General features: G+C 25.5%; 25 protein-coding genes. 3 read left to right on the top strand and 22 right to left on the bottom strand.

Annotated features, from left to right (window positions below):
* Window positions 1–17 precede the first annotated feature (17 nt).
* A complete protein-coding gene (locus tag EPJ72_RS09320; protein WP_147731891.1) occupies window positions 18–251 on the bottom strand; it encodes a hypothetical protein in 234 nt (77 codons plus the stop codon).
* Between the two features lie 35 nt (window positions 252–286).
* Window positions 287–646 (bottom strand): hypothetical protein, encoded by a 360-nt coding sequence (locus EPJ72_RS09315; protein ID WP_147731890.1) that lies wholly within the window; start codon window positions 644–646, stop codon window positions 287–289.
* 70 nt (window positions 647–716) lie between these two features.
* On the opposite strand from EPJ72_RS09315, the gene EPJ72_RS09310 reads away from it, so the two are divergent.
* The gene (locus tag EPJ72_RS09310; RefSeq protein WP_147731889.1) at window positions 717–1,055 is read left to right on the top strand and encodes a hypothetical protein; all 339 of its coding nucleotides are present in this window, start codon (window positions 717–719) and stop codon (window positions 1,053–1,055) included.
* Between the two features lie 281 nt (window positions 1,056–1,336).
* Here the strand turns inward: EPJ72_RS09310 and EPJ72_RS09300 are convergent, their stop codons facing one another.
* From EPJ72_RS09300 to EPJ72_RS09195, 20 genes are all read right to left on the bottom strand, one after another.
* The gene (locus EPJ72_RS09300) at window positions 1,337–2,710 is read right to left on the bottom strand and encodes a phage tail protein (RefSeq protein WP_147731888.1); all 1,374 of its coding nucleotides are present in this window, start codon (window positions 2,708–2,710) and stop codon (window positions 1,337–1,339) included.
* A gap of 36 nt (window positions 2,711–2,746) precedes the next feature.
* The gene (locus EPJ72_RS09295; RefSeq protein ID WP_147731887.1) at window positions 2,747–3,016 is read right to left on the bottom strand and encodes a hypothetical protein; all 270 of its coding nucleotides are present in this window, start codon (window positions 3,014–3,016) and stop codon (window positions 2,747–2,749) included.
* Window positions 2,994–3,557: a phage capsid protein gene (locus tag EPJ72_RS09290; RefSeq protein WP_115589704.1), complete on the bottom strand. Its 564-nt coding sequence runs from the start codon at window positions 3,555–3,557 to the stop codon at window positions 2,994–2,996. Before EPJ72_RS09290 ends, EPJ72_RS09295 begins: the two co-directional genes overlap by 23 nt.
* A gap of 45 nt (window positions 3,558–3,602) precedes the next feature.
* Entirely contained in the window at window positions 3,603–3,980 is a 378-nt protein-coding gene (locus tag EPJ72_RS09285; RefSeq protein ID WP_014934139.1) for a hypothetical protein, read from the bottom strand.
* Window positions 3,981–4,280: 300 nt separating this feature from the next.
* Window positions 4,281–4,580, bottom strand: a complete 300-nt coding sequence (locus EPJ72_RS09280; protein ID WP_014936938.1) for a hypothetical protein — start codon at window positions 4,578–4,580, stop codon at window positions 4,281–4,283.
* Between the two features lie 101 nt (window positions 4,581–4,681).
* The gene (locus EPJ72_RS09275; RefSeq protein ID WP_014936939.1) at window positions 4,682–5,731 is read right to left on the bottom strand and encodes a hypothetical protein; all 1,050 of its coding nucleotides are present in this window, start codon (window positions 5,729–5,731) and stop codon (window positions 4,682–4,684) included.
* 22 nt (window positions 5,732–5,753) lie between these two features.
* On the bottom strand, window positions 5,754–6,116 hold the full coding sequence (locus EPJ72_RS09270) for a phage capsid protein (protein WP_147731886.1): 363 nt from the start codon (window positions 6,114–6,116) through the stop codon (window positions 5,754–5,756).
* 299 nt (window positions 6,117–6,415) lie between these two features.
* A complete protein-coding gene (locus tag EPJ72_RS09260; protein WP_147731885.1) occupies window positions 6,416–7,306 on the bottom strand; it encodes a phage capsid protein in 891 nt (296 codons plus the stop codon).
* A 239-nt stretch (window positions 7,307–7,545) separates the two neighbouring features.
* The gene (locus tag EPJ72_RS09255) at window positions 7,546–8,172 is read right to left on the bottom strand and encodes an ImmA/IrrE family metallo-endopeptidase (protein WP_147731884.1); all 627 of its coding nucleotides are present in this window, start codon (window positions 8,170–8,172) and stop codon (window positions 7,546–7,548) included.
* Between the two features lie 5 nt (window positions 8,173–8,177).
* On the bottom strand, window positions 8,178–8,420 hold the full coding sequence (locus EPJ72_RS09250) for a hypothetical protein (RefSeq protein WP_147731883.1): 243 nt from the start codon (window positions 8,418–8,420) through the stop codon (window positions 8,178–8,180).
* A 125-nt stretch (window positions 8,421–8,545) separates the two neighbouring features.
* Entirely contained in the window at window positions 8,546–9,757 is a 1,212-nt protein-coding gene (locus EPJ72_RS09245; protein WP_147731882.1) for a phage capsid protein, read from the bottom strand.
* An 832-nt stretch (window positions 9,758–10,589) separates the two neighbouring features.
* The gene (locus tag EPJ72_RS09235; protein ID WP_147731881.1) at window positions 10,590–10,919 is read right to left on the bottom strand and encodes a hypothetical protein; all 330 of its coding nucleotides are present in this window, start codon (window positions 10,917–10,919) and stop codon (window positions 10,590–10,592) included.
* On the bottom strand, window positions 10,888–11,166 hold the full coding sequence (locus EPJ72_RS09230) for a hypothetical protein (protein WP_147731880.1): 279 nt from the start codon (window positions 11,164–11,166) through the stop codon (window positions 10,888–10,890). The genes EPJ72_RS09235 and EPJ72_RS09230 overlap by 32 nt, the downstream gene beginning before the upstream one ends.
* Window positions 11,167–11,171: 5 nt before the next feature.
* Window positions 11,172–11,636, bottom strand: a complete 465-nt coding sequence (locus tag EPJ72_RS09225) for a hypothetical protein (protein ID WP_147731879.1) — start codon at window positions 11,634–11,636, stop codon at window positions 11,172–11,174.
* Between the two features lie 11 nt (window positions 11,637–11,647).
* The gene (locus EPJ72_RS09220) at window positions 11,648–12,226 is read right to left on the bottom strand and encodes a glycoside hydrolase family 19 protein (RefSeq protein ID WP_147731878.1); all 579 of its coding nucleotides are present in this window, start codon (window positions 12,224–12,226) and stop codon (window positions 11,648–11,650) included.
* An 11-nt stretch (window positions 12,227–12,237) separates the two neighbouring features.
* The gene (locus EPJ72_RS09215) at window positions 12,238–14,268 is read right to left on the bottom strand and encodes a phage tail protein (RefSeq protein ID WP_242004981.1); all 2,031 of its coding nucleotides are present in this window, start codon (window positions 14,266–14,268) and stop codon (window positions 12,238–12,240) included.
* 220 nt (window positions 14,269–14,488) lie between these two features.
* Window positions 14,489–15,367, bottom strand: a complete 879-nt coding sequence (locus EPJ72_RS09210; RefSeq protein WP_147731877.1) for a phage tail protein — start codon at window positions 15,365–15,367, stop codon at window positions 14,489–14,491.
* A 283-nt stretch (window positions 15,368–15,650) separates the two neighbouring features.
* Entirely contained in the window at window positions 15,651–16,433 is a 783-nt protein-coding gene (locus EPJ72_RS09205) for a site-specific DNA-methyltransferase (protein WP_199749282.1), read from the bottom strand.
* A gap of 76 nt (window positions 16,434–16,509) precedes the next feature.
* Window positions 16,510–18,111: a hypothetical protein gene (locus EPJ72_RS09200; RefSeq protein ID WP_147731875.1), complete on the bottom strand. Its 1,602-nt coding sequence runs from the start codon at window positions 18,109–18,111 to the stop codon at window positions 16,510–16,512.
* Window positions 18,108–18,908: a hypothetical protein gene (locus EPJ72_RS09195; protein ID WP_147731874.1), complete on the bottom strand. Its 801-nt coding sequence runs from the start codon at window positions 18,906–18,908 to the stop codon at window positions 18,108–18,110. Before EPJ72_RS09195 ends, EPJ72_RS09200 begins: the two co-directional genes overlap by 4 nt.
* A 533-nt stretch (window positions 18,909–19,441) precedes the next feature.
* Here EPJ72_RS09195 and EPJ72_RS09190 point away from each other — a divergent pair.
* Together EPJ72_RS09190 and EPJ72_RS13635 are read left to right on the top strand one after the other, a co-directional pair.
* Window positions 19,442–20,182, top strand: a complete 741-nt coding sequence (locus EPJ72_RS09190; RefSeq protein WP_147731873.1) for a histidine kinase — start codon at window positions 19,442–19,444, stop codon at window positions 20,180–20,182.
* 4 nt (window positions 20,183–20,186) lie between these two features.
* Window positions 20,187–21,149, top strand: coding sequence for a helix-turn-helix domain-containing protein (locus EPJ72_RS13635; RefSeq protein WP_147731872.1), 963 nt, complete (start codon window positions 20,187–20,189; stop codon window positions 21,147–21,149).
* Window positions 21,150–21,165 lie beyond the last annotated feature (16 nt).

Raw genomic sequence — 21,165 nt, 5'->3', positions numbered from 1 at the left:
ATGTCAATACAATTTTTTTACTGTTTTATTAAACTTTTAAACTTGTAAATAGCATAATTAAGTCCAAGCCTCAAATAATCATCTTCATCATATTTAGTTAAAACATATCTATCGCTTATTATCTGATACCAAGCCTCAACTATTATCTTGCCCCAAAAATTAAAAGCAGTATATAAACTCAAAATGCCATCTTCCAAATAACAAAAATCATTTGTTTTTATATCTCTATTATTAAAAGCATAAGTAACCAAATTATTAATTTCGGCTTGCTCTATAGAAGTTATCTTTATAAAGCTCGCCTCTCTAACAAAAAACTTTTTATCACCTGTGCAAACTCATTAATATCTTTTGTGCTCCATTTATCAAGTAAGTTTGTAGCTAATTCATCATTAATTCTCACATCAAGCCAAACAAATATATCATCATCTGTATTGTTATTTTCTTTAGCCTTAACATAATCAAGATTCTCTCTAAAAGTCGGTCTGTTAATACTTATAATGTCTTCATCATTAAACTTATCTCCCAAAGTAGAGCGGCTATATATTTTAATCGGCATAAGCTCATTATTATCAGCCTCTTTATAAACAGTCTCTTCTACAATGTATCTATTAAAAAACTCTTTGCATTTAAAAGTATTTTTTTGCATTTAATATACTCCTTTTTTTTATAGTTGATATATTTGATTATAAAGATATAATTTAAATAGGTTTTTTATTATGAAAAAAATTTTATTAGTGCTTATATTTTACAGCATTACATCATACTCATACAACTCTTTCTTCTTTCCAGTAAATAATTATTATACAAACAATTTTAATAATAATAATTTATACTTTAACAACTATTTTAAAAACATATACAATGATTTATTTCTTTATCAAAATAATATTACATCAAGCATTTATTATAGCTCTTCTTTAATATCAAAAAATTATTTTAACTTTGATTACAAACAAAGTAAACAAATTTATGAATATTCAAACAGCACATTTTTATCAAATATGATAATGAAAGAAAAAGACAAATACAACTCATTTTTTAGAAGCAGGAATTAATTATTATTAACTATAACAATTATATTTTGACATATAAACTTTTGTTTTATTCAACTTTTTCCCGCAGCAAAAAGTTGCAAAAAGTGCAAATATTTCAGTCTTATATTTATAAATATATATTAATACGAAGTAATATAATAAATTTGAGCTAAAAATTCAGTTCTTTTGCTTCTTTTATACCAATAAAAGAAGTGGGGGTACGGGGGCTAGTCCCCGCAAATAAAAAATAAAAAAATAATTCTTTTAGTAATCCTCTGATAAAAATAAATTATACTTACAAACTAAAATAACTCCTCTCTATCTGTAAATGCTATCAAATAATTGTTCTTCATCTCAATAGAATCTTCTGAAGCTTTAAAATTGTTTAATGAAACTGAAACATCTTTAGCCTCTATAGTAGGAAAAGAAGGACTTCCAGAAACATCTGCACTCACAAATATAAACGGATAATCTTTGCCTCTAAATTTTGTTTTGCTGTATATTACAAATGACTGCCTATCACCATTTAAAACACGATTATAAAAAAGCTCTTTTGACTGAGTATTAAAAACTGCATTACCAGAAAATGTTAAAGTAAATTTATTGTTTGGGAAATTATATCTCTTTGCTGATACATTAAATTTCTCTTCTTTAGTCCATTCAAAAGCAATAGCAATATCAGAAACTGAAGTAGCCTCTGTTCCATTAATAAAAAGCTTTGTTGGATATTTTGAAGTTTGAGCCATTACAACATCTCTCTCTTCAGCTCTCTCTTCTTTGAGAATAGTGTCTTTATCTAAAGTGTATTCACCTGATGCCCATAGCGAAGAGGTTATTTGTGTTAATGCTTTATTGGCAAAATTAAAACTCATTGACTTACTTTCACAGCCTATATACTGAATGCCTTCAATATTTTTTGATGAATCAAATAATGCTAAGTTATAATATTGTGTCTCTCCAAATCTTGGAGAAATTATATTTACAAATCTTGGATATAGTTTTTTTGTCTCTTCATTAAATACTCCGCTCTCTATAAATCCAACTCTCTTAAAGCTAATTAAATAATTATCTTCCTCTTCAAACTCTCCTAAAAAGTTACTAAAATCTATTTTGTCATTTTTATCGCCTGTAATTAAAAATGCTTTTATATTTTTTATGTTGTTTATAGCATCAATTAATTCTTGCTGAATCATAGAGCCATATATATCAATAAAATCACTATAAAAACCATTCTCGTCTTCTCTAATAATCTCAAGCATAGTTATAGTGTTTTCATTTTTATGCATCTTAATAGAAAAATCACTAAAACAATTAATGCAGATAATATTTCCTGTATTTTCTTTTGTATACACATTAGACCATATCAAACTCATATAATAAGCATTAGAGTTTACAAAGGCACCAAAAGAAATATCCCCCGCATAAATTGTAGCTCCTAAATATGATTCTGATGATGGAGAGCCTACATAATCTTTTGTTAAGCTCTCTGTAGCAGGAGTAAGACCAACAGAAGATGGATAAATTAAATATTTTCCTTTAACATCATCGCTGGTAAAATCTACTCTCTCATCTCTGCTCTTTGTCTTAGCAATTCTCACTTTATATGAAGAGCCGTTTATAATATTTAAGCCCTCTTCATCTTTCATTAAATTTCCTTTTATATCAAATATACTCATATAATGAACCTTTTATAATTTTAGTTAAAAAAAATTTTATGCAGTTGCTTCAAGCACAACGCTTTCTAATATATCTCTATCTTCAACCGTTATAGTGCCTTGCTTTGTGTTATATCCTTCTAAACTCACCTCATATTGAATAGTATCCCCTCTCTTATATGCATCAAAATATTTATCTTCTCCGTCAATTCTTATAACAGCATTTGAAGGAGTAGAAACAATACTCACTTTATAAACATTGCCTCTTAAATTTAAATAATCTTTTACCTTTTGATTAACTCTTTCAATATTTCTGAAAAACTTCATCTTCATAACTCCCAGTCATTATTTTAAAATTTATATAAAGAGAAAAACTCACCCCTCTAATAGATGAGAAATCATTAAACTGTCTTTTACTATTTTCCACATCAAAAGTAGGAGAATCCCATTTAATAACAGGAGATAATGCAATCCTCTCACCCTCATCATTTAATTTTGATACCCAATAACGTGAAGCCTGATTTAACGCAATAGGTATCATTGTGTATGCCAAAAAAGATTCTCCAGCCTTAAGCTCCTTATAAACTTCTGCCTTTAAACATATATCATCAGTAAAACCTGCACTATCTCCTATATATGAACTTCCACCTTTGCTCTCGCCTTCAGATATAGTAGCCCATAAAAAAGATTTACTCATAGACTTAATATTGCCCAAACTAAAACAGTCAATCTTTAATTTGTCATCTAAAAGTTTATTAAGCTCCCCATCACCTTTAACTTTATTTCCAGCAAAATCTATATAATCATCTGCCATAAAGTTCATAAAATTATCTAAAACATATAAAATGCTATTTTTGAAATGTATCATATATATAAAACCCTATTTAAAAAATCTTTAAAAATAAAAAAATAATTAAGGCTTTTTTATGTCCCCATCAAGCCTCACACTCTCATAAGATAAATCTCCAGAAATAAATGCTGATAAATCTTTTATAGCAAGCTCTTTTAGCCTCAAGCTCTCATTTCTTATAAAGTTTATTAAATCGCTGTTTGATACAAAATTAACAGTTAGAAGCCTTGCCACCTCATAGCATATATAATTTTTTATAGCTATATATGGAAGCTTATTTTCTTCAGTAGGCTCTGTATAGTTCATATTAAGAATTGTTTTTCTAAATTGTAGAGTATAATTTTTTAATTGGCTTTCGATAAAATCTAAATCCATATTATCATAATCAAACATTGTAAATATGCTTTTAAAATAATTTAAATCTGGTTCATATATATACATTTATATTTCTTCCTTTTGTTATTATTTTATATATCAGAAAATTTGACTTTTATATATATCTAAACAACTATATTTTGTAATATAAGTTCTTTTATTCAACTTTTTCCCGCCGCAAAAAGTTGCAAAAAGTGCAAATGTTTTAACTTTAAATATAAAATAAAGCTTAGATTTAAGCTAAAAATGCAGTCTTTTTGTTTCTTTGTGCCAATACCGAAGGCACTTCCTACGGTCGCAAAAGAACTGGGGTGTGGGGCAAAGCCCAACAGATATTCAAAATAAAAAATATAATTTTTAGTTATACTAAGCCTCAAGCGATTTTATCTTTTCCTTTAAGCTTCTATTTTCTTCTTTCAAATAATTTATCACATCATTAGGCTTCATCTTCTCGCGTACAAGCTCCTCTGCCTCTTCTTTGCTTATTATTACAAAAGAATCTGTAAGAGAAATATTTAAATCACTCTCTATCAAAACCTTGCACCTTCTCTCATGAACATCTCTAAAAAAATACCCCACCTTAGCAACAACATAATCATTAGCCTTAATATCTTTATGAACTATACTAGCATCTACAAAATGAAGTAAAGACTTTTTATTATTCATCATCTCTCCCAAAAAACATATATATAAAAAAACAAGAGAAGAAAAACAATTTTCCTCTCTTGAATAAAAAAATAATAATAAAAAAAAAAGCTAAAATATAATTAAGCATCTGCTAATTTCAAATCTATCTTACAGAAGCCATAAGGGTTAGAAGCTACTGTGCATCTCTTTGTTCTGCTTCTCCATAAATTGTTGCCCAATATATCAACTTCTCTTATATCATGATTTAAATATACAACCTCTTTTATAGAAGCCATATCCAAAATATTAGAAGAAGTTGTAAACATATAAATAGAAGAGCCTGTCCATATATCAGTAAGGTTTTCTAATTGATACTTTTGTTCAACTTCATGGTCATCAGCAACTCTAAAAGCAGTACCAACAACTGTTATACCGCTTGTTACAGCATTAAATATATCTGGCTTAAATGCTTTATATTTGCCGTCATTAGAATTACCTATCATAGATACATAATTAGAAAATAATCTAAATAATCCCTGAAGCTTCACATAAACATCTATAGGTATCACTATATAAAGTTTCTGCCCATTGTTTTGCACTTCCATCTGGTCATTAAATAAATTGCCGCCTACAGCATAATTTAAATATTTTGCCAAATCTATAAAAGAACTAAAGAAATTATCAATATCAGTTTCTGTCCAAGAACTTATAGCCTTAGCAGTTAAATCCACTGTATTAGAACTTCCATACAAAGAAGCATCTGTAACTTTTGCAGCTAAATTTCTCTCTCTCAAAAGTCCAAGCCTAGATACTAACTTCTGTGCTATGTAATTTAATATCTCTTCTCCCGCTTTTTTCTCATCTTTAGAATAAAGTTCATTAATCTCTTCTATTCTATTTATGTCTATGCCGATATAATATTCTTCAGGCTCCATCTTAAAAACTCTTGACTCATGTCTTGGATAATCATTAAATATATTAAGTCCGCCCAAAGAAGTGCCGCCGTACATGTTCTTTAGATTAAAAGCAGTGTTGTCTAAATCCCCTCCTATAGCACCCTGAGAAACTCCTACAAAAATCTCTGGTATATATTTACTTACAAAGTTTGTCTGCCCCATATATTTTGGAAGCTCTTGATTGATTATAGGAAAAAGTTTATTTTGTATACTTTGAAAATTTGGTACGCTCATTATTACTCCTTATAATAAATTATTAAATAGTTTTTAAAAGCACTTCTATATGAGAATTAGCATTGCCTCCTCGAATAACTATGCCAACCCCATTGCCGTCTAGTGACTTTTTAAATCCATCAGCTGAAGGCACAACTATATCGCCTGCAGCTAAACTCTCTGCTGCAACACAATTAACATTTCCGCTGTAGCACACAGATATGCAATTAGATTTAAGTCCAAAATCCACATAATTATATGCATCTTCTAAGGCAACCCCAACAAAGGTAAACCCTTCCTCATATAAGGCATAAACTCCTTTTCCATCTTTATTTTTAATGGATACAGGAAAGCCTTTCTTTGGTAATTTATCTTCATCATTACCTATGCCAGATTTTATTATCATAGCGACTCCTAATATTATTTATTTGTTTATATAGACATAAATAACTATATTGTGTAATGTAAGTTCTTTTATTCAACTTTTTCCCGCCGCAAAAAGTTGCAAAAAGTGCATATACTATAGCTAATGTTTTAGGAATATATGTCAAATGTAGCATAAACCCTAAATTAAGCATTAAAAATACAGTTCTTTTGCTTCTTTTATACCAATAAAAGAAGTGGGGGTGCGGGGGCTAGCCCCCGAAAACAATAAATTTAAAGAACAAATAATGATAAAATGCAAAATTTTTAGTATACACCATTTTATTTAAACATCCTTGAAATCTCTTCATACTTGTTTTTGCCCATAGCTGATAAACTAACTCTCTCATAACCTCCTACTCCTATAGGAACTAAATCATCTCTCACTATAGACATTATTTCTTCTTTACTCAAACCAGCTTTAAAAAGTTTTTTAGCCTTCACATAAGTATCACTCTCAGACTTTGAAGAGCATCTTACTGCATTCTGACTTTCTGCATATTCATTACACCAATCTCCGTAAGTAATAGCAGATAAATTTGATTTTGACAAACTCTTTTCTGAAATCTTGAACTTCTCTAAAAGTAAATCTATTATCATGTTTTGAAATACTTCATCATTTCTAAATATATTCAAAAACTCTTCTTTTGCTTTTTCTTTTGTTGCCTCATCATTAAGTTTATTTAAAATGTTTTTGATGTTATTTATATACTCTTCATTAACTTCAATAACCCCGCTTGCACATAATAAATCAACACTCTTACTAGCAGGATATTCAACAGCAGCAATGGCCTTAATCTCACAATTCTCCCAATAAATAAACTCATCATCCTCTTTAACTTTTTTTCCAACCATCTCTATAGAAGGATAAAATGATTTTTTCTCAGTAATGCTTTCATCAAACCATTCTATAGTGGCATATATTCCAACTGCTTCATTATCTTTTTCTAACTTCAATACCTTACCAATAGCAGCTCTCTCTTCTTCCTCTTTATGACCCATATAAACAAACACTTCAACATTTTTCTTTTCAAACGAAGATATAATCTCTTCTACATTCTTTTCAGTAATCTTATTAGTTTTAGTTTCTGAGAAAGTGTTTTTGGAGACTGCTATATATTGTTTAAAACTATCTCCAAGAATTTTATATTTTTTTAATTTGTTTTCTTCCATATGGAATTCTCCTTTTTTATAGTTTTATAATTTTTGTAGTTTTGATAATTGTTATAGTTCTTATAATTTTCATAATTCTGATTCAGATTTTTTAATAAAGAAAATAAAAAAGAGATTAAGCAAAAAACCTAATCTCTTTAATAGTGTTTATAAAAATACAGGTGGTTATAATTTAAAAATAAAAAAGCTCAGTAAATTAATACCAAGCTTTTTACCAATTATTTTTACTAACTAATTAATTAATTTCCATACTTTTTAATTATAGATTCTCTTAATTCTTTAAATTCTGAAACTCCATCAACCATAAAATTTTTTAATTTATTATCTTTGTAAAAATTTGACTTGTCATATAATATATAACACATAATAGTATTTATTAATTCTTCTTCATTTATAGTATCCCAATGTATACCAACATTTTTTTCTTTTAATATTCTTTCAACTATAATATGAGCTAACTCATGTGCTACAACGCATCTTTTTTCAGGAATTGTCATATTTTCATTTATAATTATTATATCTACATAAGGTTCTTCATCTGGAGATAAAAAACCATAACTGCTAATCTCCTTTTCTTTTATAAAAATTTTATATAAAGCTATATATAATATTCTAGAATCTCTATTATTTATTATATCACCTTGATTTTCTTTTTCTTTTAAATATTCGTTAAAACCAGATTGTCTATTTTGCAATATAATACTTTCAATAGCACTTTTCCAATGTGATAACAATGATTTTTCTATATACTTTAAAATTAAATTATCTATAATATTATTTTCTAAATCATCTAATAATTTTTTATGTTTGGCAATTTCAGTGTATCCGCATCTATCAGCTATCTCTTCTAACCCCAATTTTGACATTATTATTAAAAACCTCTATACATTCTAACTTCTTCATCTAAAAACATTACTAAGATATCATTATATTTTTTTTCTAATGAAATATCTCCAAAGTATTTTATAGATTTAGAATTGCATGCTTTTGTAAGGGCATCTATTTTTGTTTCATAATCATCTTTTTCTATACCTAAAGAATCAAAATATGCTTCTACCTCTTCTTTTGTAGTGCATTTTTGCAATTCTTTTTCACTGAAAAGTTTAACTGCCATAAATGCCTCCTAAAATAGTTTTTTTATTTATCGTAAATTTTTACAAAAAAATATATTACATATTATTATAGTATATAAAAATTCAAATTATTAACAACTGTATATAAATATAAACATATATATTGTTAATCTTTATTTACTGAATGTTTAATCCTTAAATAATCACATTCTCCTAATAGCCTTAAACTTTTAAAATTCAAATCAAAATATCTCTTCATAAAACTGTCATTTATATTATTGATAATGCCTTCCATAATATCGCTTGCCATAAGTAAGGCGTTTGCTTGAGTGAGGTCAGCTAAATTTTTTGTTGCACCTTTGTTCAAACCTAATGCTTTAATATCTACTCCCTTGTTTTTAAAAAGTGTTGAAAGCATACTATCTCTAAAACTATACCATTCATTAGCATCTATACTCTCAATCTTCTCTATTTTTCCGTATTTTGAAATAAATATTCCACCGCCGTTATTAACAAAATTTCTTATCTCTCTCTCAACCTCTTTTCTCTTACTGTCATTAAGCTCGCAATTTGAAACAAAATTAAAACTATGCTCACCTATATTTTTTAAATTCCTATTAAAACTATTGTCCATAGATTCAAGCACCTGCCAAAGCGAATAGGCACTATATAAAAAAGGCTTCCCTATCACATCGCCTGTAATATCACCATAAGTAGAATAACCTGCTATTGCCATATCAAAATTTACATTTGTAATAGTAGAATTATTTTTATTTATTATGCTAATAGATTCAATCTCATCAACATCTTCTTTTGAAAAATTAAAACTGTTTATAGAAGAAACATCATAAAACTTAAAACCTCTTAAACCGTCAAGCTTCCCCTTAAATCCATAATTCTTTGCAGACAAAACTTCTAACTTTGGAGTAAAAAAGCAAAAACCATAAACTAAAGAATTATAAGCAGCATTAACTATTAAACTCTTAAGTCCACCTATTCTTTTAAATTGTTTATCTATAAAGTTATAAGCATTTCTTACCTTTGCACTCTCAAAATATTCATCTGTCTTTTCTAATTCATAATTAAAAGAATTAAAAATACCCCTATAAAATTGAAGTATAGGCTCTAAATAAATAGAGTTCTCCATTCTTTTACAAGTTAAAGCCCACTTGCTTGGAAAAGAAAAATCATCGCCAAAATCTCCTCTATTGGAGTGCAAATCTGGCACACCATTATAATAATTGTTTGTAGATATTTTATTAAGCTCTTCATTTAACTTTTCTATCTCTAAAGTCTTATCTTTTAATTTTGTATCATAGCTCTCTATTATTTTTTCTATTACGGTTTGATTGTTTTGAGTTTCATTATTCTCAAGCATTTTTTTATTCTCCGTTTTTTAATACTTTATAATATATATAAAAAATATAAGTGATTATAAGTAAATATTCACCGCACGGTAAACAAAATAAAAAATATTAATAAAATAAAAGTTATAATTTTTATCATAAATAAAATATTTTTAACCGTGCGGAAAGTGTATGCAAAACAAATAAAAGTTTTGGCTGAAGTGATTTTTTAAGTTTGTAAATTTTTTCTTGTTCTTCTTCCCGCAGCAAAAAGAACCAAAAAATGAAAGTATAAAATTAGTACCAAATAATACTAATTTTGTTTTATATGTGAGATAAACTATTAACTTTAAGTTTAAATACAGCCTTTTTGCTTCTTTGTGGCAATACCGAAGGCACTTCCTGCGGTCGCAAAAGAAGTGGGGTCTGGGGTAAAGCCCCAGATATAAAAACAAAAATATAAATTTATTTTTGACAAAATATAGTTGTTTAAGTATATACAAAATAACTATATTTTGCCATATAAGTTTTTATTTTATTCAACTTTTTTCCGCAGCAAAAAGTTGCAAAAAGTGCAAGTGTTTTTAGATTTATATATTAGAAATATACACTAAATATAATAAATTTAATCTTAATATGATTTCCGATTAGTTTGAATTGCTATAATAAAAATAATTGCTTCCCACTTGTATATTATACCAATTCTGCCAATGAGAAATTTTTATAGTAGCATCTTTATAGCTTTTTAATAAATCCTTTTTTGTTTTAATGTCTATCATAATGTATATTGAGGGAGGAGGTGTTAAATCACAAACATTACTATTTATACTGCTGCAAGATAAAAAAAATAAATTAATTAATAAACTAATTAAAAGAATTATAAAAATCTTTCTTAATTGTATCAACAATATATTTAGTTTCATTATCCAAAACCTCATTAGTCATTTTATTAATAAGCATTGTACTATTTGAAAAACTTTTTATTATACTAATTTGTTTTTCTTTAAATATTAAATCTTTATATAAAAAAGAATTGCTGTTATTAAGAGATTCTATTTCTATTTTTAAGTCATCTATCTTTTTATTTTTACTTTGCAAACTTAAATTTAAAAATAAAATATAAGAGCAAACAATTAATACAAACAAAATTATATAAGTATTTTTATTTGTGAGAATCTTTATTATTTCTATCACCTTTAATATTCCTTATTATCAAACTCAAATCCACCCCATACATAACAGAAGAACACCCAAGCATAAATACTATTATTGATATACTTGCTTCCTTACTTGGTATTGTCTTATTAAAATAAACAACATAGCAATATATTATTATACCGATTGTAAAAGTAATAAATTTTGTAATAAGGCTTAATTTCTTTCCTATGCCTTTTGAAGAAAATATTTCATCTACTTTTTTATTAAAATTTTTACTATTCATTACTATCACCCTAACTTATTTGCAAAAAAAACTATGCTTCCTATAATTGTGCTAAGTGCAACTATTACAGCACCAAGTCCTATTATTATATTTTTTATTTTTACTATGCTCTTTGTTGTAATGCTGTCTTGTAATGCAGATTTTATTTCTTTAATATCTATTTTCGTTGAAGAGATTTCTTTTTCTATAAAGCTTCTTGTATTTTGATGCTCTTTTAATATATATTCTAATTCACCTAATTTAAACTTTATATTATTAATATCCTTATGTATGTCTTTTAAGTTTTCTTTATTTTCACTAACATCTCTATTAAAATGTTCAAGCATATTAATAATCCCATTTCCATTTGGAGTGCCATTATTATTTATACCTACTATTGTCTCTATTTGAGTTAATCTGTTTTCAAAATTATTTTTTTTATTATAGTTTTTATTATAATTAAATATTTTTTTATCTAAGCTGTTATTCATAAAAAGCCTTTTTATAGATTTTCTATTTTTTTGTATCTTTTAATTCTATCTTCCAAACCATTATACCCGCCATTAATCTTTTTAGTTGCCTTTCTTATATCATCAATACCCAAAAGCCCTCTATTTATCCAATAACAGCAAGTAATATTAACAGCAACATTTTTTTCTAAAAGCCAATCAGGATTATTAACCAAATCAATATTAAGAAGCCTTCCATAATGTATATAATTGCTTTTTCCTGTAAGCTGTATTATTCCTCTTCCTCTATATTTATAGCCCTCATCAAAATTATTACCAAGCCTTCCCCCATATACTCTATTAGCAAGAGCCTCATCTCCTCTAGATAAAATATCTTTTGCCTCTTCAATAGTTTTAAAATATTTTGGAAAAATTTTTATTAAAACTTCTGGTCTATATTTAAAACTCTCTTCAAGCCTTTTATAATTATAGCTTTCATGACTAGTTTGAGCTAAAAACATTTTTATGTCTTTTTCTTTTATGATGTTGTAGCCAAGTAAATATTTTTTTAATATGTTCTCCCAAGAAGAATCTATATTGAGAGCAACTAAATATTTTTTTATATTAATCATATATTAATACCTCATAATACTTTTTTATACTGAGCTTTTATGTTAGCTCTAGTATCTTGTAAACTATTTAATGTGCTAATTTGATTTTCATTCAATAACCCTTGAGAAGCTAAACTATTAAGCACATCTTCTAAAAGCTCGGCTAAACTCTCTCCAAGTTCCTGAACATTAGCAACATTTTTATAGATAGGATTAACTGAAGAGTTCTTATCAGGTGTAAGATTTAAAGTAAATATATCATCATGATTTATTTGACTTCCATCTTGATAAGCTATAATTAAATCTACAGCATTTCCATTTGAAGCATTTTGAGTAAAATAATATTTTACCGCTTTTCCTGTATTTGATGTAATTTCATTTGTATTTGTATAAGATGATGATAAATTAAAATAATTTGATAATGTATTTAAAAAACTATATGACGATGTAGTAAGCACTCTTTCATTTGAACCATTACCATTTATAGAACCAACCAATTTTACATTCCCATTATTATTTTGAAGATTTAAATAAGATAAAAAATTTGTGTTACTATAACCCCCTATTCCTAAAAAATAAGTATCAGTATTTTTTAATTGTCTATTTTTTATATTTAATGTAATGTTATAAGGTTTATCCTCAAAATCACTTAAATCTGTTTTTGATATAATTAAACTGCTTTGTAAAAATTCAAATTGAAGAGAATCACTTATACCTTCTATAAATATATCTCCATCACTAATACTCCATTCATCACTAGAAACAACTTTCCAAAATACATTTATTATATTTAATACTTCAATACTTTCTGTAAAAGTTCCTATACTTTTTATCATCAATAATATTACTTTTGTTCCGTGAAGAGCTTCTATATTAATTAAACTAGCATTTAATGAATAACTTCCGTCTTCTTGCTTTATAATATATGCTGGATAATCATTTGTTCCGTCACTAAGTAATAAATTAATAGTTTCTGGTATAGTATTTTTAAATTTGGGAAAATCATATTCATCTGTTTTATATAATAAATTACTCTTAGAATTATCATACAAAATATTACTTGCTAGATTTGAACCTCCTGTTGGAATTTTATTATCAATATCTTTTTTTAATTTTTCTATGGCAAGTTGAATGTTATTAGTATTATTTCCAAAAGAAGTTTTACTGTCATCATAAAATATATTAGAGGCTTTTGATAATATTTCTATTTTGTTATCTCTTATTAAATTATTCCATATAGGATTTTCTACATAGTCTAAAACCGAATAAAATAATCCATTCTTTATTATTATTTGATTTTTGTAAATGCGTTTAATACCATCAAACCAATTTATTATTTCAATTAGAGGTTTAATAAAATCATAAAGATTATTTTCTTCGCTATAAATAAAATTTTTACTTACCGCAAAAAAATTATTCTCATACTCTAAAATGTCACCCAAATTATAACTATTTCCAATTTCTAAACTCTTAAAAGGTGTAAGAATAGAGCAATTGGATTTTAAATAATAATCAGAATTATCACTTAAAAAATCTTTATTTACTTTATACAAATAGCCATTATGTTTTATAATATCATTTACTTTATAATTAGTTTTATTATAATAGTTTTTTATAGGATAATCTGTATCAAGACCGTTAATTTTTTTTGCTATATAATCAAACATCCAAGAGCTTAATGTTGTATTATAGGCTGTAATAGAATATTCAAATTTTTTATTTAAATGAGTTACTGACAAAAAAATTATGCTCTTAAAGTTAATATCATTTTTTATTAGGTATATTTTATTTTCTTCTACCTCTTCCAATTCTCTAATACAATTAATATCATCTAATAAAACAGGATACACCCTAACACCATCTAAAATAAACTCCATTTCTTCTAAAGCACCGTTTATACCGTATCCTATATCAACACAAAATAATCTCTCACCTTCAAAAACTTTTATCTGACTGTTATCCTTACTTAGTTGCAATGAATTATTTATTTTTTCTAATTTAAAACTATTCTCGCTTATCTTGTATTGAAAAGGAGCTTGTAAATTATTTTCATTAAGAAACATATATATTTACTCCAATTTTTTTATTATGATTGTTTATTATTTAAAGACTTGCTTCAAAACATATTGAAAAGAATTAAATATAAAAATGCATTTATTAAATGCATCATACACAAAATGCAAAAACTTTTTTATGCTTTTGTTGTTCTTTTTCCCGCCGCAAAAAGAACCAAAAAGTGCAAATATATTATTAGTATTAAACCATAAATAAATTTATAAACTTTTATTTGCTGCGTACCAAAAAATATAATGTAGCTCTTATACTATTACTTCCATTATTTTTTAAAGCCAACACTGGTTTTTTATCTTCCAAAATAGGAAAGCTCATTAAATTTGGAAGCCCGCTAAAATTACCTATTATATTTTTTTGATACTCGCCTCCAAAATATTTATAGCTTGCATAGCTTCCAAAATAACCTATCAAAGGTACACTATCAGAAATATCACTAAAAAGACCAAATGAAGATAGGCTTATAAGGACATTAGTATCTCCTTCAATTATTCCGCATACTTGTAAATACTCTAAATCTTCCCTCCAATTCAATGCCCAATTTTGATTGCCTTCTCCTGTTTTTGTTATAACTTCTTTTAATACAAAAGTAGAATTATTTTTAATAGTTTCTATTTTGTTGTTTATATACTCAATATATGAAGGCACTCCAATAGTTCTTTCAAACATATCATTAAGAACGGCACTTGTTATTGAAGTTGTTATATATCTTCCGCTTACTATTCTAAACTTTTTACCTGCATAGATTGAGCTTAAAAAATAAGTACCTCTTAAACCTTCTTTGTTAAACCAAAAAACTTCATTTTCTTTGGGCATATATTTGTCATTTCCAATATCTCCAATAATTGGATTTAAATCTGCTATTTTTTTGTTTGTGTTTGGCTCAATTACTTGAAGAATGGAATCATTTAAAAAAGAAAGTGAAGTAGTTAAAAGGCCTGTGCTTACTGCAGTATAATCAGCATTTTTGAATGGGCTTAAAAGAGGTATATCAAAATCTAAATCATGAACATCCTGTAATGCATTCTCATCTGTAAATGGATTATAGGTGTTTGCAAGCCCAAAATAATTTAATATAGTTCCTGATGACATAAAATTTCCTTAAAATTTTGTTTTATTCAACTTTTTCCCGCCGCAAAAAGTTGCAAAAAGTGCAAATATCATAGATTGATATTCTAAAAACATAGATTAAATATAATGTGATACTATAAATTCAGATTGAAAATACAGTTCTTTGCGAAGAGTATCTGAAGGATATAAGGTTCTTTTCGTTCTAAATGTCTGTCTTTTGTCATAAAATAAACGAATATATTTAATTAATTTATTTTTCTATCACTGATATTAGTAATGTTTTTTAATTCTTTTCTAATAACCATTATAAAATATCCTCAAATATATTATTTTCTATATCTTTAATTCTTTTTTTAGTAAGTTCTGTGTAATTCTCATCTATATCTATACCTATATAATTTCTATTGCCTATCATAGCACAAGCTACTGCTGTTGTACCAGAACCATTAAAAGGATCTAATATCGTATCATTATCCTTTGTAGATGCAAGTATTATTCTTATTAATAAATCTATTGGCTTTTGAGTGGGGTGCTTTCCATAAATTTTTTCATTTTTAGCAGGTGTTGATATAGACCAAACACTCCTCATTTGCTTACCTTTTGACTTTAATTTATCTTTTTCAAAATCCAAATTTTTCATTAAATCATAATTATAAAAATGTTTTGCTTTTTTATTTTTTTTTGCCCATATAAGTGTTTCATGACTATGAGCGAAAACATTACAACTTAAATTAGGAGCTGCATTAGGTTTGTACCAAGCTATATCATTTAATATATAAAAGTTCAATTTTTCTAATATAAAACCGCATTTATATATACTATGATTCGTACCGCTTATCCATATAGTACCATTATCTTTTAAAACTTTTCTGCATTTTGATATCCAAGTTTCATGAAAGGCAACATCTTGATCGAATCCTAAACTTATATCCCATTCACCTTTATTTACACTTACTCTTTTTCCGCTATGACAAGTTGTTCCATTATTAGACAAATTATAAGGAGGATCTGCAAATATCATATCTATACTATTTTCTTCTAAAGTATCCAATATTTCCAAACAATTACCATTTATTAAAGTATCCAAAATTATTACCTATTAACTAAAATATTGTAATTATTATAAACTAAATTATTTTTCTATCAATAAAAGTTTAAAATAATTAGCTCTCAGAATAGGTTAAAAGACTCTCCAACTTCTTCCTTCGCTCTTCTTGGTCATATAAATAATTAGTGCGTTTTACATTCATCTTTGATAACTCAGCATCAACTATTAAATGATTGTTTTCAAACTTATAATTAATGCTCCTCACATTCATCTCTACAGTCTTAGAACCACAGTCAAAAAAACATATAAACTTCTCATAAAGTATATTGCTTCTCTCTGATGTTATTATAATATTTCTCTTGTCATATCCTGAAACATCAAATAAAGCAAAACCATTTTTACAGTACTTTCTTTGACTATGCTCTCCGTCTTCAACTTGAAACAATGCACTAACATTACTTTCTTTGTCTTCAAAACCATCAGAAAAAAATATAGCTATCTTTGTAATATTACAAACATGATTACATATATCTTTATAATATTTATCTATATCAGAAAGTTTCACACTGTTTTGCTGTTTGTAATTGGGGTATTTTCTTGTCTCTATTGCACTATCAATATCTATTATATCGCTTGAATAAACTTCATTTAAATGGCTTTCTATAATTGTAAAATCATTGAAATCTATTATTTTATAAAAATTGTTTGTAGGTTTTAATATACACTCTACACATTCATTTATATTAATATCTGTTAAATTATAATTTATGTTTTTTAGCTGAACGCTCTCTTTTTTCTCTTGATTAGTTAAAAACTGATAAGCATATTCATAGGCAAGGTCATAATTTTCAAGTTTATAATTAAGCTCAAAAATATCTGTTTTTATACCTATCTCTTTTTCTAATGGTATGGATGGATATAGTTTATCTGCACCAACTATCTTTGGAAGAGCTCTATAAACTTCTTTAGCCTCTCCATTTTCATCTATGATGCTGTCTTTCATTTTTATTATGTATCTGCTTACCAAATCTGAAGAATCTTCTGTATATTCACTCTCTGAAAAATGATTATTATGCCAGTTAAGTTTTTTAGTTGGAATATTAGAAAACTCTTTAAAATAAAATGTATTGTTAATATCAATACCCCAAGAGTAGCTTTTTGATATATTCTCTTCTACCTCATCAAGTATATCAGAAACATTCTTACCGCTAAAAGACATTGTTATTTGTTTGTCATTATTTAAATCGATGTTTTTCTCATCAAAAATTATGCCCATCTCTTCTATTTTTTCTCTGAGAGATAAAACTATATCAAGAACTCCTTTTGTAGATTCTAAAATTAAATCCCCTTGTATATATTGATGAAGAAGCCTTCCCCATATAGGTATAACTGTAACATTTAAGCCAGAATTATCTATGCTTTCAATATAGCCAACAAATTTTTTAGAGCCATTTAAAAAATATTCCACTTTATCGTTTATATTTATATTGTCTAATGGAATATTAAAACTTATTTTTCCAGAGCTTCCGCCTCTTTTATTTAAATTAAACTCATAGGCTTTATAAAAGTTTTCTGTATATATTATTTCTCTTTCTGTGTAATATTTATTATTATAGTGGGGAATTATTTTTATATAGCTTCCAGTTTCTTCAAATTTTTTATAATCACTTGGAGGAAGTTTGTATATACCGCTTAAAAAATGATAAGGCATAATCATATTAAAACACCTCTTCTATATCTTATATAAGCATTTGTGCAAGTTTGATTGGTGTCTAAATAAAATATATTATCTCCGACATTAAGCTCTGGTCTTATGCCTTTATAATCATATATAATTCCATTTACTTTTAAAACTTCTCCGTCAAAATCAACAGTGCATCTAGTAACATTTATATTGTTTATGTTCGCCTCTATGCCGAAATTTTGCTTGTTTGCAAATAAGAAATAAAGCTCATCTCCAATTATATTATTAAACTCTAGGCTAAATGACACAGCAGTAGGCACTAAACTTAAAGATTTGTAATATATATCCTGTTTATTATCATTTGTGATGTTTAATTTGTAAGTGTCTTCTTTTTGCCTTAAAAAAGTTTTGTCCAATGATTCAAGAGAAATGTTTATAACGCCTAAATTGTTTATATATTTTACAGTATATCCTCCAACAGAAGTCATTATATATTCTGCCTCATAAATCTCATTTTCAAACTCTATTCTTATAAAATATTTATTTGAGTTATTTGAAAGAATCATAGTGGTGTATTTTGTATATTGAGATTCTATTTTTACCCATTTTCCTAAATTATCTTTATATTCAAAAATAGGTATTGCAAAATCAAGTTTTCTTCCTGATGATATGATTCCTATACCAGATTTTATTGATGTATATTTATTACCTTCTATTGTTTTTAAGTCTAATTTTATATCTGATAATTTTATCTGAGAAGTTAAATCTATTAAATCCAAAATATCTTCATTATGCCCATTTCTTACAATTAACTTAAAATTATATGACATATTCTCTCCAGATATGTTATTTTCTTATATAATCTATGTATAAAATATAAGTGATTATAAGAAATGTTGATAAACTGTTAATAAGTGCATAATAATTATCAACTTACTAACGAAAGTTTAAAATAATTTTTTTATAAATTTTATTTTTGAATTTATGAAATTTAGAAAATTAAATATTTGTTTATAATAAATAACTTATCAACATCTTATAAAATAATTTTTTTAGTTTCTTCTTATATATAAAACTTATCAACATATTAACGTTATAATAATAACAATAAATTTTTAAAATTTAAAAATATATTATATTAATACATATACGGAATCTAATAGTTCAAAAATTGAATTCAAATTTAAATAAATTATTTAATGAATTCAATAATTAAATATGTTGATAAGTTGTTTATAATGTTGATAAGTTTAAATTTATATTATAAATTTTTTAATAAAATTTATAATATAAATTCATATTATAAATTCATTTTTTGAATTCAAAATTAGATTTTTTTAAATTTGTATGTTATAATAAAAATATGAGAATAACTCTTTATACTAATAAGAAAATAAAATTACTTATATCAAACATTATTTATGATATACAAAACTATAATTTCACAATATCTAAGTATGTAGAAAATATTGATAAAACTGATGAAATTAATGAAGATAAAGAGTCGATTATAAGACAATCTTTTCTTATAGACACTACTATGAAAGCTCTTAATGATTTTAATGATATAACATTGGGTAATTTATCATTAAATAAAAATATAGAGAATATAAATATTTTAATGAATAATATAATAGATAATTGTTATAGTTTATTTATATCAAAAAGAGTTAAAATTAAATTGGGTGAAGAGATAAGCTGTAATTACAATATTTTAATAGATAAAAATAAAATAGTTAATTGTATATTTTATGTTTTTATGTTTATTTATAATTTGATTAAGTCTAATAGTTTTATAGATTTAGTATATAGTTTTGTTAATTATGAAGATGAGAGATTTTTATTTTTTAGTGAAAAGAGTTCTTTATTAAATTTTAGTAAAGATAATATTCTTATAAGTATTAGCTTTGATTCTAATAATATACCTGAAGATATAAAAAGAAAGCTTTTCAAAACTCCATTAATAAGTTATAATGGAAGACATTTTAATAATATATTTTTATATACAGCTTATTATATTATTAATAGGCATTCAGGAAATATTTGGTTTGATAATATAGGAAGTAAGACAAGAATAAATATTATATTTCCTATTAGAAAATAGGTTTATGAATTATATATTTAATTATTTGCTTTTAATATTTTATTTACTATCATTTGTAATAGGTTTTTCTACAATATTTTATTCTATTGTTTATTATGTAATAGAGAGAGTTTTATGGCTTAAATATTATATAATATTTTTATTTACATTTGGAATATTAATTTTTATAAGGACTATAAGATTAATAACGCTTTTAACTCTTCCATCTTTTGTTTCTAATAATATTTTTAGTATACTTTATTTCTTTATATTAACTTTAGCTATGGCATTAATGCTTTATTTTATACCTGCATTTTTATATAGGTTTTTAAAAATAAAGTGGAGCTTGAAGACAAATTTATCTTATTTGATTTTATCTGTATTTTATTTTGTATTAAGTATTATAGGAATACTTATATCATTTAATATATATATTTTGTCTAGTATGATATTTTATATATCTATATTTTGTTTATTAGTGATAGGATTTTTGAATTATAAAAATATAGAAGATAAGACTATTAAATTTATAGTAAAAGTTTTAGGTATAATAACTATATTAATTTATCCTGTACTTATTTATCAGTTAATTATTTATAGAAAAGATATTATGAATATAAATTCTATAGATGTAACTTTGATGTTATTTTATACATGGTGGAATTTAGTGATGTTAGGTTATTTACTATGGTATTTCATAAGTATGATAAAATCTAATAATGATAGGATTTCTAGTAGATTATATAATAAGAATGAAGAATCAGATAATAATATAAAATTAGAAGATAAATTGGAAGAAAATGATTTTAATTTAACTAAGAGAGAAAAACAGATATTATCATATTTACTTTCTGGAAAGACAAATAAAGAAATATCATTAATTTTTGATATATCATTAAATACAGTTAATAATCATGTAGCTAATATATATTATAAATCTGGGGTAAAAAATAGAGTAGAACTTGTTAATAAATTTTCTAAGTATTAATTATAAATAAAAAAAT

The organism is Brachyspira pilosicoli (assembly GCF_008016535.1).
Lineage (GTDB): Bacteria > Spirochaetota > Brachyspiria > Brachyspirales > Brachyspiraceae > Brachyspira > Brachyspira pilosicoli_A.
Note: the sequence above shows the minus strand (reverse complement) of the source record. Positions and strands in the feature narration are given on the sequence as shown.

Excerpts from the sequence above, each read along its gene's own strand:
- EPJ72_RS09290 (WP_115589704.1), bottom strand. The coding sequence starts at position 3,557 with ATGATACATTTCAAAAATAGCATTTTATATGTTTTAGATAATTTTATG.
- EPJ72_RS09250 (WP_147731883.1), bottom strand. The coding sequence starts at position 8,420 with ATGGCAGTTAAACTTTTCAGTGAAAAAGAATTGCAAAAATGCACTACA.
- EPJ72_RS09255 (WP_147731884.1), bottom strand. The coding sequence starts at position 8,172 with ATGTCAAAATTGGGGTTAGAAGAGATAGCTGATAGATGCGGATACACT.
- EPJ72_RS09315 (WP_147731890.1), bottom strand. The coding sequence starts at position 646 with ATGCAAAAAAATACTTTTAAATGCAAAGAGTTTTTTAATAGATACATT.
- EPJ72_RS09260 (WP_147731885.1), bottom strand. The coding sequence starts at position 7,306 with ATGGAAGAAAACAAATTAAAAAAATATAAAATTCTTGGAGATAGTTTT.
- EPJ72_RS09275 (WP_014936939.1), bottom strand. The coding sequence starts at position 5,731 with ATGAGCGTACCAAATTTTCAAAGTATACAAAATAAACTTTTTCCTATA.
- EPJ72_RS09295 (WP_147731887.1), bottom strand. The coding sequence starts at position 3,016 with ATGAAGTTTTTCAGAAATATTGAAAGAGTTAATCAAAAGGTAAAAGAT.
- EPJ72_RS09190 (WP_147731873.1), top strand. The coding sequence starts at position 19,442 with ATGAGAATAACTCTTTATACTAATAAGAAAATAAAATTACTTATATCA.
- EPJ72_RS09210 (WP_147731877.1), bottom strand. The coding sequence starts at position 15,367 with ATGTCATCAGGAACTATATTAAATTATTTTGGGCTTGCAAACACCTAT.
- EPJ72_RS09220 (WP_147731878.1), bottom strand. The coding sequence starts at position 12,226 with ATGATTAATATAAAAAAATATTTAGTTGCTCTCAATATAGATTCTTCT.
- EPJ72_RS09215 (WP_242004981.1), bottom strand. The coding sequence starts at position 14,268 with ATGTTTCTTAATGAAAATAATTTACAAGCTCCTTTTCAATACAAGATA.
- EPJ72_RS09200 (WP_147731875.1), bottom strand. The coding sequence starts at position 18,111 with ATGATTATGCCTTATCATTTTTTAAGCGGTATATACAAACTTCCTCCA.
- EPJ72_RS09310 (WP_147731889.1), top strand. The coding sequence starts at position 717 with ATGAAAAAAATTTTATTAGTGCTTATATTTTACAGCATTACATCATAC.
- EPJ72_RS09230 (WP_147731880.1), bottom strand. The coding sequence starts at position 11,166 with ATGAATAGTAAAAATTTTAATAAAAAAGTAGATGAAATATTTTCTTCA.
- EPJ72_RS09285 (WP_014934139.1), bottom strand. The coding sequence starts at position 3,980 with ATGTATATATATGAACCAGATTTAAATTATTTTAAAAGCATATTTACA.
- EPJ72_RS09195 (WP_147731874.1), bottom strand. The coding sequence starts at position 18,908 with ATGTCATATAATTTTAAGTTAATTGTAAGAAATGGGCATAATGAAGAT.
- EPJ72_RS09270 (WP_147731886.1), bottom strand. The coding sequence starts at position 6,116 with ATGATAATAAAATCTGGCATAGGTAATGATGAAGATAAATTACCAAAG.
- EPJ72_RS09280 (WP_014936938.1), bottom strand. The coding sequence starts at position 4,580 with ATGAATAATAAAAAGTCTTTACTTCATTTTGTAGATGCTAGTATAGTT.
- EPJ72_RS09300 (WP_147731888.1), bottom strand. The coding sequence starts at position 2,710 with ATGAGTATATTTGATATAAAAGGAAATTTAATGAAAGATGAAGAGGGC.
- EPJ72_RS09245 (WP_147731882.1), bottom strand. The coding sequence starts at position 9,757 with ATGCTTGAGAATAATGAAACTCAAAACAATCAAACCGTAATAGAAAAA.
- EPJ72_RS09225 (WP_147731879.1), bottom strand. The coding sequence starts at position 11,636 with ATGAATAACAGCTTAGATAAAAAAATATTTAATTATAATAAAAACTAT.
- EPJ72_RS13635 (WP_147731872.1), top strand. The coding sequence starts at position 20,187 with ATGAATTATATATTTAATTATTTGCTTTTAATATTTTATTTACTATCA.